Source organism: Sedimenticola selenatireducens, from assembly GCF_007625115.1.
Taxonomy (GTDB): domain Bacteria; phylum Pseudomonadota; class Gammaproteobacteria; order Chromatiales; family Chromatiaceae; genus Sedimenticola; species Sedimenticola selenatireducens_A.
In genome coordinates this window covers 48,247-62,327 of the sequence record NZ_VMNH01000007.1, presented here as the reverse complement: position 1 = coordinate 62,327, position 14,081 = coordinate 48,247, and the positions used below count along the sequence as shown (strand labels likewise).

Sequence of the window (14,081 nt, the reverse complement as noted above, 5' to 3'; positions counted from 1 at the left end):
AAAATATTCACCCACTCATATTACAAGCAAGTGAATATGCATTACTCAGGCTTTATTGATTTCTGCTTCCAGCCGATCAATCAAGCTAACAATCTGCCCTGAAAGTGGTTCAACCCGAGTAAAGAGCTGTTGTGCCTCCGCATCTTTTCCAGCCTCTTTAGCCTGGATAATCTTTTTGATGAGTTGGTGCAATTCAGCGTGTGGCGGTTCGATCTGCTTCATCACGGGCAGATGGCCATAACTTTTCATCCCTTCGGCGTAATACCACTTACCAAAGACACAATCATGATGCGAAACCGCCTCTTGTTCAGTCAGCATACCTTCGCCATCCAGATAGGCACGCAAGCGTCCTTTCCAGGCCAGGTGCGCAGCTTTGGCTACAGAGAGGTCAACACCGGACTTCGTATGAAACTGGGACATAACCCGGTTGAGCTGTTGTATCTCTTCACTGATACGGGCATTGGAATTAACGGTCTGTCGTGCCGCCTTGCGTGTACTATCCGCCACATCAGCGATACTGACAATCGATCGATCCACTTCAGCCGTAACCTGACTCTGTTGTTCCACCGCGGTCGCAATCTGTGTACTCATATCACGGATTGTGGTCACCATCTCCACAATCTTCTCCAGAGCAACACCCGCTTCCGTTGTCTGTTCAACACTCTGGTTGGCAATCTCGCGGCTTTTTCCAATGGCCTTCACTGAGGCGGCGGCCTGATTCTGCAACCGCTCAATAATCTCGCGAATCTTGCCCGTTGATTCTTGTGTCCGTTTTGCCAGTGTACGCACTTCATCTGCGACAACGGCAAAGCCCCTACCCTGATCACCCGCACGAGCCGCCTCAATCGCTGCATTGAGTGCCAACAGGTTGGTCTGTTCAGCGATACTGGTGATCACTTCAAGTACTTGTCCGACTTGCTGGGTATCATTCTCAAGGATGCCGATCGTCGAGGCTGCTTCTTCAATCTGCAGCGCCATATTCTGTATTCCGGTGCGAGTATGATTCACAATCGTCTGGCCAGTACGGGCTTCATTATCGGCTTGAGTGGCTGAATCGGCTGCATGGGCCGTATTGCGAGCCACATCTTGTACGGTAACTGTTATCTCGTTTATCGCCGTCGCTACCTGGGTAATCTCCTGTTGCTGTTGAATGACACCTTGGTCTGTTCTATCGAGTGTTTGTGTGGCCTCAGCAGTCGCGCTACTGACTTGATTAGCCACATTACAGACGCCTTGGATCATCTCACTCACTTGCTGCAGCATATTGTTATAGGCCGCATAGGCATGACCTATTTCATTATCTTTTTCCAGATAGCTGATCGGTTTAGAAAAATCGCCTTTACTCACTTCCCTCAAATGATTTCGCAGACGCTCTATCTCAGACATCAAAACTGTCATGCCGAACATACGACCCAGAACAACCAATATAAGAATGGCAATGGTCATGATAAACGCGATAGCCTGCTGAAATGCCACCGCTTCGCTGGCCTTGTTGGCCATCATGACTACCGCCTTATTCATCTCAACCAGTACTTGCACAGACTGTTTTTGGATAGCAGTCAATGCGGAGGCTTCGGGCTTTTCAGCATATTGAATAACGATATTCTTGTAAGGTGACCAGAGCGACTCAACATGCTTCAACTGGGCAATAATGGCATCATCATTCACCGCTACCATTTTCTGCTCAGGATCACCCTTAATGAGTGCCTGATGGGACGATTCAAACAATGTGATGGTCTTATCCATCACTGCTCGACTTTCCGCCTGTTGGCCGACCAGCATTGCCTCTTTGGCCAAACGCTGGCTTAACATACGTTGCCGTCCTGCCACGTTAATAGCATTGGAGTCAGCGCCAATACTCAGATAGATGGTTACCACGGACGTGAGTGCACAGAAAAAAATCAATGCGTAGGAGAAAAGAAACTGACTGTTGATTGAGCGCATGCCCAAAAAGGACAGAAACCAACGAATCAGATGGGTAATTGATGCTCTCATGAAATGTTCCCCAGACGAATAAATGTCCTTGTTTTCTGACCGGTTTTGCACATTGCCGATCAGATCATGCAAAGCCTTTCCTAAGGCTCACAAATCCACGCCGTTTCCGCATGTCTCAACATAGTTAATCAGGCTATCGACCCTGGGGAACATTACTTTAGTGAAAAAGCCTCCGATCTGATATAGATCAAATCAGCCGTGTAATTTAGCTAACTTGTTCAAGTTCAAGGAGATCTCGGTGGTTTATTCGCCGTCTAACCAGCGCATATTCACCACTATCCACCAACACTTCTGGAATGATGTCCCGACTGTTATAGCCAGAGGCCATAACCGCCCCATAGGCGCCCGCTTGAAGCAGGGCAATACGTTCACCTTCTTCAATTCTAGGCAAACTGATCTCCTTATGAAAAGAGTCACTGCTCTCGCAGATGGGCCCCACTACACTCACTGTTTCATGTCCTCTCTCCATGGAAATCAGTGGCACCAGGCTGTGCGAGGCCTGATAGAGCGCAGGACGCATAAGGTCGTTCATGCCTGCATCCAAGATCAGAAAAGGTACGGGTTCGACTTCCTTCCGATAGATGACTTCGCTGACCAGAACTCCGGCATCTCCAACCAGGGATCGCCCTGGCTCAATAGCAATTTTTAAATCCTTCACGCCCTGCAACGCCTGCCGCATGACCTGGGCAACATTCTCAAAAGAGAGGACCTGACCATCACCGTAATCAATCCCAAAACCACCTCCCAGATCGAGATGCTGAATGGCGTGACCCTGCCCCCGTAAATCGATGATCCAATCACGCAAACGCTCACAGACTGCACGGTAAGGCTCAGTAGTGACTATCTGGGAACCGATATGAACGGCCAGCCCACGCAATGTCAGATGATCACTCTGAGCAATCAGGCCTAGTGCCTGCGATAATTGTTCCATCGGTATGCCAAACTTACTCCCTTTAACACCGGTCGTGATGTGCCGATGGGTCTTGCCATCCACGTCTGGATTGATTCGCACAGAGACGCCGGCCCTTTTTTTCTGCTGCTCACAAAGTACCATCAAGACCTTTAGCTCAGAGATCGATTCCAGATTGAACTGGGCAATACCTGCCTCCAGGGCCGCCAACATCTCTGCTTTACGTTTGCCTACTCCCGAAAAGATAATTTTTTCGGCGGCTATCCCGGCCATCAACGCCCTTTCCATCTCACCTGCCGATACCACATCTGCACCCAGTCCGGCACCCGCCATAATTCTTAATACCGCAAGATTACTGTTCGCCTTGACCGCATAGTGAAGCGTGGCATCAAGGACTTTAAAGGCGTTTTTACAAGCCGAAATCTGCTGCTCTATTACTGCCCTGGAGTAACAGTAGAAAGGCGTGCTGACCTGTTCAGCAATGCTATCGAGTGAAACAGACTCCATGTGGAGTTGCTGGTTTGTATAGTGCAATGTGTTATTCATCTCTTCTTTAATCCTGACTAATTTGATTCGATGAATTGATGCTAGCGATAACGACTGGACCATACAGCTGTAAAAATGCTGGTTTTAGCCCGTTATTTAGACAGAATTTCCGTTAATTTAACTGTGCAGAGAATACTGGACGATATGATTGAAAAACCGCACTATTCAGGATATGGATAAATTTGACCAACAGATCATCAGCCGATTACAAAGCCACTCGCGTGAATCTCTGTCTGCAATTGGCCGGGATATCGGCCTCTCCCGTAGTGCGGTAGCGGAACGGATACAACGACTCGAAGAGCGCGGCATTATTCAGGGCTATACCATCCGATTGGGTGGAGCCGGGCAAAAGGCCGTGCAAGCCTATTTTCAACTGAGCCTGTCTCCCTTCAAACTTGATGAATTACTGCCCACACTTCAAACGATTCCTGAGATCCGAATGGGACACGCACTCAGCGGGGAAATTGATCTGATACTGTTTGCTGAAACCGATTCCATGGAGAGACTGAACCAGATCCGCCGTCAACTCGAACAACTCCCCGATCTGAAACGGCTGCTGACCTGTCCTGTATTGCAGTCTGTAACAAAAGAGTAAGAGTGCCCCGTCTATTGCAGGATTAACAGCACTGATTGTTAAACAGGGTTCAATCACGATAGGCTGTAGTGCAGTAAAACAATATAGGCTTAGCAGGATGGATTTTCCAAGAACCCACGGAGCCGACTCCGAAAGTTCCGTCGTAGAAAAACATTATGTAGTGATCTATGCCCCCGGAAAACGACGCGCCCGGTTTGCAGAGAACTGTGTGCAGATCATGGACTCACCACAAGCGGCCATTGAACAGGCCGATAAAGCGAAACAGTATTACCCGGCACTTGTGTACGGCCCTTCTGTCTCTTCAGAGGGCTTTAGACTCTATTATCTGATCGAGTGGTTAGAAGAGTAGATTAAGATTCCAGACCCAGTCGCAAGCCAAAAAAGACCATGATCGAACCCGTCAGGCTATCAAACACACGCCCCACTCGCGGACGCGACAGCCAGTTATAGGCGCGGCGTACCATCAGCACCAGCATCAGTTGCCAGATATTGGCTATAACAAAGTGAATGCCCGCCAGAAACAGTGATTTGGTCAGGGCAGGATCAGTAGGCTGAATGAACTGTGGAAGAAAAGCCATGTAAAAAACCACTGTCTTTGGATTCAACACATTAGACAGAAATCCCTCGCGCAGTGACACCCATGCCGATACGTGTCGATGTTTTATTTTTCCTGTCTCCAGTTTCAATCCACTCTGGCCACGATAGGCAGAATAAAGACTCTTCGCCCCTAACCAGACCAGATAACAGGCACCCGCCACTTTGAGCAGGGTAAACATCCATGCCGACTGCATGAGGATAAGAGAGATACCCCCTGCAGATACGGCCGCATGGACAAACAATCCAAGACAGATGGCAAAACTCGTCAGGACACCATCGCGGAACCCTCCCCGGACGGTATTGCGAATAACCAGTAACGTATCCACGCCCGGTGAAACCGTGAGCAGGGTTATGGCGATCAGAAAAGCCCAAAGATAGGAATCGAAGTACATATATTTACATATAATTCAGCATGTTAGTTACTTTCAAATGAAAGCGTATTCTATCACATTCGAATCGGTAAAAAATAGGAACACCGGTAACACCCCTTCTTCACTTAGCTACTGTAAAGCCGCCCCGCCAGTAACGGCAATACCGTTTCAACCCGGTAGATGCGATCACCGAGATCCAGGGGCAGGCAACCCGCCTGCATCAGTTTATCCACTTCATAGGGTATGAAACCGCCTTCCGGACCGATACAGATCACCGCCGGTCGATCTATCGGCAACACAATAGGACTATCCGTTACCGAATAAGGGTGGGCCACCAGACCAAGCTGCCCTTTTAACAGGCTAGGCAATTCATCCTCCACAAAGGGCTTAAAGCGTTTGTGCAGAGTAACCAGAGGCAAACGCGTATCTTTGACCTGCTCAAGACCCGCAATCAGGGCTTCATTAATTTGTGTTTCTGAGAGCAGGGGTGTCTGCCAATAACTCTTCTCAACGCGAAAGCTATTCAGCAGGATCAACCTTTTTATACCCAACTCCGCCACCATTCGGAGACAGCGCCGCAGCATCTTCGGTCGAGGCAGGGCCAGAACCAATGTAACCGGCAGCGGTACGGGCGGCTGTTCGGTCAATGTCAATTGAAGTTCTGCTTCTGACTGACTGAGTGACAAGATCACTGCGCTGCCCATAAACTCATTCAACAGCCCTACTCGCACCTGATCACCCACCTTGGATCGATGGACTTCGAGCATATGGCGCAAGCGACTATCCCTGATGATCGCCCGGTCAGGCTGCACTAAGTCGCTTTCAGTAATGAGTAACAGATTCATGGCATGTTAGCGCTAGGGTGATAAAAAAGCATCATGCCCTGACCCAGGGAAGTTTTAAAGTATCCCTAATAGCACCCACCTCCGGGCTGACCTGAACACCAAAGGCGGTACGCATGTGCTGCTCAGTCAGAACCGCTTCAGGTGATCCTTCCGCTAATGTTTTACCATCGACCAACAGCATGATCCGATGACAGTAATGAGCGGCCAGACGTAGATCATGCAACACCACCACCGCAGATCCGCCGCGCTCACAATAACGCTGTAGCAGTGACATCACCTCTATCTGATGTGCCAAGTCCAGTGCGGCCACTGGCTCGTCAGCCAACAACACCTCAGGCTCAGCGACCAGCGCTCTCGCCAACAATACACGGGATCGTTCCCCACCAGAGAGGGTGTTGAACTGGCGCGTATTGAAATCACTCAGATCAGTCTCTTCCATGACTTGCTCGATCAGTGCTTCATCGGTCTCGCCAGGTTTCTGCCAATCAGAGAGGTGTGGCAAGCGGCCCAAAGCCACCAGTCGCTCCACACTCATTGGCCAGTGCGCTGTTCCACTCTGTGCCAAATAGGAGAGACGCCGGGCCCGCTCTCTTGCTGTGAGCGAAAAATAATCACCCGCGTTCCACAACAGATTGCCCCCATCGGGCTTCTGTAGACCGGCAAGCACTCGCAACAGCGTGGTCTTGCCTGCACCATTCGGTCCGACCAGCCCCAGCATTTCACCCGCATTAAGCTTGAAGTCAACACCTTTGAGAATAGCCGCGCCACCCAGTGAAACAACAAGCTGTGAGCCCTGTAATCTGTTCATAGCTGATACCGCCGACTCTTGATGATCAGATAGAGGAAGAAAGGTGCTCCAACGAGAGAGGTAAGCACACCCACCTTGATATCTGTACCCGCCGGAAACAGACGTGTAGAGATATCAGCTGCCAGCAACAGTGATGCTCCACCGAGGGCACTGGTGAGTAATAGGCGGGATGGCTGAAAACCCACCAGCGGTCGTAACAGATGGGGTACCACCAGCCCGATAAAGCCGATAGAGCCGGTGATAGCCACTGCCGAGCCTACGGATAACGCGACGGCCAGAAAGATGCGCCAGCGCAATCTGGACAGTGAAATGCCCATGGTGCTGGCGGTCTCTGCCCCCAGCGTCAAGGCATCCAGCGAACGGCCAGTGCCAAACAACATCAGCCAACCCAGTAACACGCCAGGTAACAGTGTCCAGAGATCTGTCATGCTGTGATTGGCGATGGAACCCATCATCCAGAGGACAATCTCCCTGACTGCATAGGGACTGGGCGCCAGATTGAGTAACAGTGAAATCAGTGCCAGGGCAAGTGCATTGATTGCCACACCCGCTAGAATCAAGGTCAATGTCCCGCCCTCACGACCGGCCATCAGATAGACCATAAAGGTTGCCAGTAGCGCGCCCGCCACCCCACCCAGTGGAACAGCGAGAGGCATGACAACACCGAAACCAAAATAGAGCATGGATACCGCACCCAATGCGGCACCACTGGAGCTGCCAATCAGGCCGGGACTGGCCAGAGGGTTGCGTAGCAGCCCCTGCATGGCTGCACCACATAAGCCCAGCGTTGCCCCTGTGAAGAGTGCAATGAGTGCTCGGGGTAAACGAATTTCACCAAAGATCAGCCCAATGACTGTCGGTGTATCCAGCAGGCTCTCTCTGGCTGCCTGGATAACCGGGAGTGGATTTGAACCGATAAACAGCGAGACAACAAACAGACAGACCATCACAATTACAAGAATAACGATCAACATCCTCTGATGTATCAATTCAACAGATCTCATTGAGGAAGACTCCGGTGTAGAATCTCTACTGCATCGGCAATCATTGGACCGCCGCAGATCCAGTATTTGTAGTCGATCTCTACCGGCTCCCTGCCCTGAGTAATTTGCCTGAGTACGGGATGTTTCAATAGTTGTTGGCCACGCGACTGAGTACCTGGTGCATAGGATGAGGTAAACAGCTGTTCAGGCTGGGAGCGTATCAAGCGCTCCAGATCAATGGCGCCATAACCAACCACACCCTCTTCGTCTGCAATATTTTTCCAACCCGCCAGTTCAAGGGCACTGTGCTGTAGTGTGCCTCGTCCACCGGTGTAACCATTCGGTTGATAGAACGCACCGCGCGGTTTTCGCTTGGGGTGGGCACGACTGATCTTCTCAAGCCGGCGGTTCATCTCAGACACCAACATCTCCCCTTCTGATTCGCGATCAATCAATTTAGCCATAAGGCGAATGTTATCGCGTATGTCATCAATGCTCGACGAGAGCGGAAAGGTTTCAACCCGGTAACCCAGTTTTCTTAACAGTAAAATCAGTGCGCGATCGGTATAGGCACCCGCCAATATCAGATCCGGCTGGAGATCAATCAACTCTTCAGCCTTGGCATAGTTGACTGGATACTGTGCCGCCTGCCGAGCCATGTAGGAGCTCGTAGGTTCTAAAGCCAAAAAACTGACTGAGGTGATCTGCCCAGGATCAGCCAGCAACAATAAAAGCTGATCAGTGCAGAGATTGATGGAGACTATGCGGGCGGGTTTATCGGAACCCCAGACCACGGGGTAAACTATCAGTAACAAGAGAAAAGTGAGCAGTGTTTTTTTCATTTAAATTGACTCACCCACGCTTCCATTTAATTTGAAACATGCTCACTCATTAACAATGAATGAGCATGTCTCTGCTTCAGTTACTTGGGTTCATAGTGTACAGAGACAAAGAACTCGCGTCCGCCCGTATTATAGGTACGGATAGTTTCATAATCCCGATCAAAAAGATTTCGAATCTGACCACGCAATGTCCAGTCGCTGCTCAGATGATGAGCCGCTCGAAGATCAAGGGTTCCGAATCCATCCGCCATGAGTGTATTGCTGATATTACTATAACTTCGGCTTCGAGCATTGAACGTGGCACCCAGCTCTGTGTCACCAAAAGTACGATCGACATCAATACGCAGTGTGCGTTGGCTTCTGTCTATTAAGAACTTATCCGTCGTTTTATCGCGTGGATCAAGTAACGTGAGGTTTGCAGCAACCGTCCATCCAACCAACTCCGTATCAAGCCCCGTCTCTAAACCATCTATTCTGGCTTGGCTGATATTTTGTGGCTGGTATGTAAATGGCGCAATCTCAACCCAATCGATCAGACCATCAATATCTGTGCGGAACAGGTTGATGTTCCAATTGCCCCAGGACTGTTTTCCCTTGAACGCCAGCTCGAAGCTGTTTGACTCTTCCGGGGTCAGGTTGGGGTTACCATTGGAGCCCCAGGGATCCTGGTAATAGAGATCATTAAAGGTAGGCGCCCTAAAACCCGTACCGTAAGAAGCGATCACTCTCAGCATATCGGTCAGATCTCTGCCAAAGGCAATATTGCCGGTGTTATAGCTACCATACGATTCACTATCATCGTGACGAAGTCCCAGCACAATACTGTTTTTACCAAACTCGCGCTGATACTGCGCAAACAGGGCCTTATTATCCCGCTCATTCACACTGTAGTTGCTGCTGCCTTCTACAGCATCACGCGTGAAGTCCAGACCAAAGGTTAAAAGACTTTCTTCACCTAATTCCAGATCATTTTGCCAGGAGAGCTGGCGGCGCTTGGTATTGAAATATGAAGTGAAGGCACCGTTAGTGTTGTTGGTACTCTGGTCTCGCGTCTCACCCAACAACAATGTTACATCCCAGATTTCATTAGGTGAGAATGTCAGTTTTCCACTGACCGACTGCTGGAGTGAATCCGCTGTATAAAGATTGCCTGGCCCCCAGGCACTGTCATATTCATTCTCACCTTCTGACCGCAATACATTAAGATTGAGCTTTACACCATTATCAAAAAGATAGCCTACACTTCCTGAGAAAGCACGATTCTCATAACCATCCTTGTCAGGGTTGTTGTTTTTCAGCGCATTAAACCCGTCTGTATTTAAATGCGAGAGTTGAAGACTGTAATCGAAACTGCCATCCGCGCCTGATACGCCAAGACCAACACGCTTTGTATTATGAGAGCCATATTCTACATCCCCGCTAACACGCGTACCTTGTCGTCCCTGGCGGGTAAAAATATGTATTACACCACCAACCGCATCCGCACCATACAGTTGTGAGCGAGGGCCACGCACCACCTCAATCCTCTCGATCTGGGATAGAGGAATATCCTGAAAGGCGACAGTACCTAGCGTAGCCGACCCAATCCGAACTCCATCGATTAATACCAACACCTGTTTAGAATCTGTACCGCGTAGTCGAATTCCCGTCGCCTTCCCCAATCCACCGTTGTTACTCATAGTCAAGCCCTGAGTACCGTCTAGCAGTTGGGTAATATTCTTGGCCTGGCTTTTCTGAATATCATCACGCGTTAGAACGGTGACAGCGGCCAGCGTCTCATCAATGGTCTGGGCCATACGATTAGCCGTTATATTAATAGTATCCAGCGAGGTGGCCGCCAGCGCCGTGGTAACAGGAACCGTAAACAGCGTGGTCAGAAACAGCAGGGGTTGAGTCGATTGATCAAAACGAATGAACTTCATTACAGGTCTCTCCGTTGCCCATTTATGGGCGAGGCATTTTTTAAATGCAGGACGGAAAAGTGAGACTTGTTTATGCTGCAGGGACCGAAGATGATTCGGCTACAACAGGACTGCATACAAGTACAGGCTTTTCCAGCCTGCTTGAATGCGCCAGCTAACGGATGACCGCTCTACAGAATACCCCGTTCAATAGAATTGCGACGCGTGAGAGGCAGGTTTCCTGACTTGCAGATCATCACCCGGTGTCGCCTTCCCGACAGGTTGTCAGTGGCTTGTTGAGACCGGACTACTTGCTTACAGTTGCGAGGACAGTCAAGGAGTTGTCTGGATGACTCACCTTGTTCCCTTTTAACCCACGAGGGGCACCCATCAGAGTCGGCTATTTTAATGCAAGATCAAAAATGCACAAGGGCTTTTAATTCACCGCAAAACGTACCGGGACTTGAAAATCCCAGCGATCACGCTTTAGTTGATCAGGGATAGGACGGAATCGGCTCAGGCTTTCGACTGCCTTTGATGCGGCACGATCGAGGACAGAAAAGTGGGAACTGCTGCTAATCTGGACCTGAGAGATAGAGCCATCTTTTAGAATTGTGAAGCGGACCGTCACCTCACCCTGCTGGCCTTTTTTTCTAGCCCGCAAGGGATAGTGCTTATTCCTCTCTATGGCTTCAGCCAAGGCCTGGGTATAAGTCTGTTCGATAGCCGGTAGCTGATCAGATTGATCGCTGGATGGTACCAGCGTCCTTGATTCAACCCAGACGCTATTACTCTCCGGAGCTACTGTTGCCACTACCAGGGGTGCGGCCTTGCTGGGTAATTGAGGAGCTACAATCTGCGCAGGTGGTGGCAGCGCTTTTACTGGCCTGGGCTTGATGAGCTTCCTCTTTTTTGTTGATGGTACTTTTTCCTCTACGGAATTGAACTTACCCGCACTCGTGGGACTACGTGCATTTATCTGGTCAACGTCCAGGGTTGAGATTTGTTTAATTTCGCTGGACACAGCGACAGAATCTGCGACCACTTCCTTGTATTCTAGTGGCTTCTGCTCACTCTTTACGGGTGTATCAGGCAACGCTATAGAATGTTGAGGTTGCATACTCGGAATTTTTTTTTCGGCGCGCACAAGGGTGACTTTCATCCCCTGTCCCGTTTCAACCCCTGTGGGTTTGTCGAGCGAGATAAAACTGTCTAAATAGATAAATGCTGTTCCATGGGCCAGTATCGAAAATAGAATACTGGCAATACGTATAGACATCTGTGGCTTCTACGAATCAATCTGAAGTAGTGATAATCCATCCCCTACTTGAAAAAAGAGTTCCTCAGCACTCTGGCTGAAGCAGTTGTAACATGGCCTTCGCCTTGTGAAAGGTCTCCGCATACTCGGTCTCCATGACTGAATCCGCGACGATACCTCCACCCGCCCAAAGCCGCATCGTACCATCAATATGTATCATTGTACGTATCGCAATATTGGTATCCATATTGCCATTAAAACCGATATAGCCGATTGAGCCGCAATAGACACCCCGTCTATCGGGCTCCAGCAACTCAATAATCTCCATTGCCCGCAACTTGGGCGCACCGGTGATGGAGCCACCGGGAAAACAACCCCGAAGAAGATCGACGGCATCTTTGTCATTTGCAAGTTGCCCCCGGATTGTAGAGACCAGATGGTGCACGGTGGCATAACTCTCTACATCGAATAGTTTGGGCACAGTAACACTGCCTAGGGCACAGGCCTTACTCAGATCGTTGCGCAGCAGATCGACAATCATCAGATTCTCCGCCCGATCCTTTTCGCTGCTTAACAAGCGCCATCGCTGTTGCTGGTCCAGCTCGGTATCGTCACTACGGGGCATGGTTCCTTTAATAGGTGAGGTTTCTACTGCTCCGTTTTCAACCTTTAGAAACCGCTCAGGAGAGGAAGATAAAATCTGCACCACCGGCGTATTCAAATAGGCCGAAAATGGAGCTGGATTTAGTTCACGCAATTGCTTGTAGGCCGACCAGGGTGAGCCCTTGACTTTCACGCTGAAGCGCTGGGCCAGGTTGACTTGATAGCAATCACCCTCCCGAATAAAGCGTTGCACCTTCTGGAATGCCTCTGCGTACTGCCGGGGGGGCATATTGGATTCTATTTCACTTATCACTGATAACGGAGCTGACTTGTCGCATGGAGGATCAACGGGGGAAAATAACGCAACAAGATCAGACCACTTCTCGTCAGTAGCCGAATCAAATCCGGCACCAACCAGCCAGCTGGCTTGCTCCGCGTGATCAACCACTACCACCCAGTCATAGATGCCTACGGCCATCTCCGGCAAACAATCTTCATCATGGCTTAGTAGAGGCAACCGTTCGAAGTGACGACCAAGATCATACGAAAAGTAACCCAGAGCCCCACCATAAAAGGGCAGATCAGTCGGAGAATTCTGCCGATAGTGTCTGAGATAAGACTGCAACACTGTCAGCGGGTCTTCGTCTGCATGCACACCGCGGCCTTCAGCGTCTTTTATGAGGGTTTGCCGACCTTGAGTCACCAGGGTAATCATTGGATCAGAGGCAAGTAGATCATAGCGCCCTTGAGTAGCCATCGAACGGCCACTATCGAGAAACACGGCCCAAGGCCGCGCCGCAAGTGAGGCAAAAAGTCGACTACTATCGGCAATATAGGGAAGCGCCTGCATACGCAGGGGTAGATCGGTCATTGTCTGGGATTGTCTGCTTGCATAAATTGAGGCCAAAGACTTTTAGCGTGGCAGAGTATAGCACTCACCAATCAGTCAGGTTTCTCAAAACCGCGTCCCTGCACCCAGACCAATTTCTCATGGTCATCTTCCCCTGAAAACAAAAAAGAGGACCACCCTTTCGGATAATCCTCTTTTTTCGTTTGGTCGGGCGGACAGGATTTGAACCTGCGACCACTTGTCCCCCAGACAAGCACGCTACCAGACTGCGCCACCGCCCGAAACTGAGCGCGCATACTAGGCGGTATGCACCTCATTGTCAATGCTGACAAAATCAGCGTTTCAGTATCTGTAGCACCTCTTCCAGTTCGGTCCGAAGCTGCCTGGCGATCTGATGGCTCTGGTCCTGATCCTCTTTTGCGCCTTCACCAGAAAGCTGCTGTCTGGCTCCACCAATAGTAAAGCCCTGATCGTATAAGAGGCTGCGAATCTGACGAATCATCAGTACATCGTGGCGCTGATAATAGCGACGATTTCCGCGTCGTTTGATCGGCTTGAGCTGAGAAAACTCCTGCTCCCAGTAGCGAAGAACATGGGGTTTTACGCCACATAGCTCACTCACCTCACCAATGGTGAAGTAGCGCTTGCCGGGTATGGCCGGCAGATCTGCAGTATTACTGCTCGCTTCCAGCATAAGCTTCCACCCTCGCCTTCAATTTTTGACCGGGACGAAATGTTACGACACGACGAGCTGAGATAGGTATCTCTTCTCCCGTCTTAGGGTTACGCCCTGGCCGTTCTTTCTTTTCACGAAGATCAAAATTACCAAATCCAGACAACTTAACCTGTGAACCTTCCTGAAGTGAAATGCGCACTTTCTCAAAAAACATTTCAACCATCTCTTTGGCCTCACGCTTGTTAAGGCCCAGCTCATCAAAAAGTTTTTCGGCAATATCCGCCTTGGTCAAAGCCATAAT

The 14,081-nt window shown here is 49.9% G+C and carries 14 protein-coding genes, 1 tRNA gene and 1 riboswitch; of the genes, 2 read left to right on the top strand and 13 right to left on the bottom strand.

Going from position 1 to position 14,081, the window contains the following annotated elements; all coding sequences use genetic code 11:
- Positions 1 to 45 precede the first annotated feature (45 nt).
- Together FHP88_RS07485 and lysA are read right to left on the bottom strand one after the other, a co-directional pair.
- Positions 46 to 1,995: a methyl-accepting chemotaxis protein gene (locus tag FHP88_RS07485; RefSeq protein ID WP_144358412.1), complete on the bottom strand. Its 1,950-nt coding sequence runs from the start codon at positions 1,993 to 1,995 to the stop codon at positions 46 to 48.
- Between the two features lie 205 nt (positions 1,996 to 2,200).
- Complete coding sequence (gene lysA, locus FHP88_RS07480; RefSeq protein ID WP_144358411.1) at positions 2,201 to 3,451, bottom strand: diaminopimelate decarboxylase; 1,251 nt, start codon at positions 3,449 to 3,451, stop codon at positions 2,201 to 2,203.
- Between the two features lie 148 nt (positions 3,452 to 3,599).
- On the opposite strand from lysA, the gene FHP88_RS07475 reads away from it, so the two are divergent.
- Together FHP88_RS07475 and FHP88_RS07470 are read left to right on the top strand one after the other, a co-directional pair.
- A complete protein-coding gene (locus FHP88_RS07475) occupies positions 3,600 to 4,046 on the top strand; it encodes an Lrp/AsnC family transcriptional regulator (protein ID WP_260843197.1) in 447 nt (148 codons plus the stop codon).
- A gap of 97 nt (positions 4,047 to 4,143) precedes the next feature.
- Positions 4,144 to 4,395 carry a hypothetical protein gene (locus FHP88_RS07470; protein WP_144358410.1) on the top strand — a complete coding sequence of 84 codons (252 nt, stop codon included), beginning with the start codon at positions 4,144 to 4,146 and terminating at the stop codon, positions 4,393 to 4,395.
- A 1-nt stretch (position 4,396) separates the two neighbouring features.
- On the opposite strand, the gene FHP88_RS07465 is transcribed toward FHP88_RS07470, so the two are convergent.
- The 11 genes from FHP88_RS07465 to ihfA all read right to left on the bottom strand — a co-directional run bounded on the left by FHP88_RS07465 (position 4,397) and on the right by ihfA (position 14,078).
- Positions 4,397 to 5,035 (bottom strand): LysE family translocator, encoded by a 639-nt coding sequence (locus tag FHP88_RS07465; RefSeq protein WP_144358409.1) that lies wholly within the window; start codon positions 5,033 to 5,035, stop codon positions 4,397 to 4,399.
- A 104-nt stretch (positions 5,036 to 5,139) separates the two neighbouring features.
- Positions 5,140 to 5,859 (bottom strand): 16S rRNA (uracil(1498)-N(3))-methyltransferase, encoded by a 720-nt coding sequence (locus FHP88_RS07460; RefSeq protein WP_144358408.1) that lies wholly within the window; start codon positions 5,857 to 5,859, stop codon positions 5,140 to 5,142.
- Between the two features lie 31 nt (positions 5,860 to 5,890).
- Positions 5,891 to 6,667 (bottom strand): ABC transporter ATP-binding protein, encoded by a 777-nt coding sequence (locus tag FHP88_RS07455; protein ID WP_144358407.1) that lies wholly within the window; start codon positions 6,665 to 6,667, stop codon positions 5,891 to 5,893.
- Positions 6,664 to 7,671 (bottom strand): FecCD family ABC transporter permease, encoded by a 1,008-nt coding sequence (locus FHP88_RS07450; RefSeq protein ID WP_144358406.1) that lies wholly within the window; start codon positions 7,669 to 7,671, stop codon positions 6,664 to 6,666. The genes FHP88_RS07455 and FHP88_RS07450 overlap by 4 nt, the downstream gene beginning before the upstream one ends.
- Positions 7,668 to 8,492, bottom strand: coding sequence for an ABC transporter substrate-binding protein (locus tag FHP88_RS07445; RefSeq protein WP_144358405.1), 825 nt, complete (start codon positions 8,490 to 8,492; stop codon positions 7,668 to 7,670). The genes FHP88_RS07450 and FHP88_RS07445 overlap by 4 nt, the downstream gene beginning before the upstream one ends.
- Before the next feature lie 80 nt (positions 8,493 to 8,572).
- The gene (locus FHP88_RS07440; protein WP_144358404.1) at positions 8,573 to 10,414 is read right to left on the bottom strand and encodes a TonB-dependent receptor domain-containing protein; all 1,842 of its coding nucleotides are present in this window, start codon (positions 10,412 to 10,414) and stop codon (positions 8,573 to 8,575) included.
- A gap of 192 nt (positions 10,415 to 10,606) precedes the next feature.
- A riboswitch (cobalamin riboswitch) is annotated at positions 10,607 to 10,799 on the bottom strand.
- 30 nt (positions 10,800 to 10,829) lie between these two features.
- Positions 10,830 to 11,672, bottom strand: a complete 843-nt coding sequence (locus tag FHP88_RS07435) for an energy transducer TonB (RefSeq protein ID WP_144358403.1) — start codon at positions 11,670 to 11,672, stop codon at positions 10,830 to 10,832.
- 64 nt (positions 11,673 to 11,736) lie between these two features.
- Entirely contained in the window at positions 11,737 to 13,125 is a 1,389-nt protein-coding gene (pabB, locus tag FHP88_RS07430) for an aminodeoxychorismate synthase component I (RefSeq protein WP_144358402.1), read from the bottom strand.
- A gap of 183 nt (positions 13,126 to 13,308) precedes the next feature.
- Positions 13,309 to 13,385: transfer RNA gene (locus FHP88_RS07425), tRNA-Pro, on the bottom strand.
- Positions 13,386 to 13,438: 53 nt separating this feature from the next.
- On the bottom strand, positions 13,439 to 13,798 hold the full coding sequence (locus FHP88_RS07420; protein ID WP_144358401.1) for a MerR family transcriptional regulator: 360 nt from the start codon (positions 13,796 to 13,798) through the stop codon (positions 13,439 to 13,441).
- A complete protein-coding gene (gene ihfA, locus FHP88_RS07415) occupies positions 13,779 to 14,078 on the bottom strand; it encodes an integration host factor subunit alpha (RefSeq protein WP_144358400.1) in 300 nt (99 codons plus the stop codon). Before ihfA ends, FHP88_RS07420 begins: the two co-directional genes overlap by 20 nt.
- Positions 14,079 to 14,081: the final 3 nt, after the last annotated feature.

What these genes read in the sequence shown, in the direction of transcription:
- FHP88_RS07455 (WP_144358407.1), bottom strand. Translation starts at nt 6,667, where the DNA reads ATGAACAGATTACAGGGCTCACAGCTTGTTGTTTCACTGGGTGGCGCG.
- FHP88_RS07470 (WP_144358410.1), top strand. Translation starts at nt 4,144, where the DNA reads ATGGATTTTCCAAGAACCCACGGAGCCGACTCCGAAAGTTCCGTCGTA.
- FHP88_RS07420 (WP_144358401.1), bottom strand. Translation starts at nt 13,798, where the DNA reads ATGCTGGAAGCGAGCAGTAATACTGCAGATCTGCCGGCCATACCCGGC.
- lysA (WP_144358411.1), bottom strand. Translation starts at nt 3,451, where the DNA reads ATGAATAACACATTGCACTATACAAACCAGCAACTCCACATGGAGTCT.
- FHP88_RS07445 (WP_144358405.1), bottom strand. Translation starts at nt 8,492, where the DNA reads ATGAAAAAAACACTGCTCACTTTTCTCTTGTTACTGATAGTTTACCCC.
- ihfA (WP_144358400.1), bottom strand. Translation starts at nt 14,078, where the DNA reads ATGGCTTTGACCAAGGCGGATATTGCCGAAAAACTTTTTGATGAGCTG.
- FHP88_RS07450 (WP_144358406.1), bottom strand. Translation starts at nt 7,671, where the DNA reads ATGAGATCTGTTGAATTGATACATCAGAGGATGTTGATCGTTATTCTT.
- FHP88_RS07485 (WP_144358412.1), bottom strand. Translation starts at nt 1,995, where the DNA reads ATGAGAGCATCAATTACCCATCTGATTCGTTGGTTTCTGTCCTTTTTG.
- FHP88_RS07465 (WP_144358409.1), bottom strand. Translation starts at nt 5,035, where the DNA reads ATGTACTTCGATTCCTATCTTTGGGCTTTTCTGATCGCCATAACCCTG.
- FHP88_RS07435 (WP_144358403.1), bottom strand. Translation starts at nt 11,672, where the DNA reads ATGTCTATACGTATTGCCAGTATTCTATTTTCGATACTGGCCCATGGA.
- FHP88_RS07460 (WP_144358408.1), bottom strand. Translation starts at nt 5,859, where the DNA reads ATGAATCTGTTACTCATTACTGAAAGCGACTTAGTGCAGCCTGACCGG.
- FHP88_RS07440 (WP_144358404.1), bottom strand. Translation starts at nt 10,414, where the DNA reads ATGAAGTTCATTCGTTTTGATCAATCGACTCAACCCCTGCTGTTTCTG.
- pabB (WP_144358402.1), bottom strand. Translation starts at nt 13,125, where the DNA reads ATGACCGATCTACCCCTGCGTATGCAGGCGCTTCCCTATATTGCCGAT.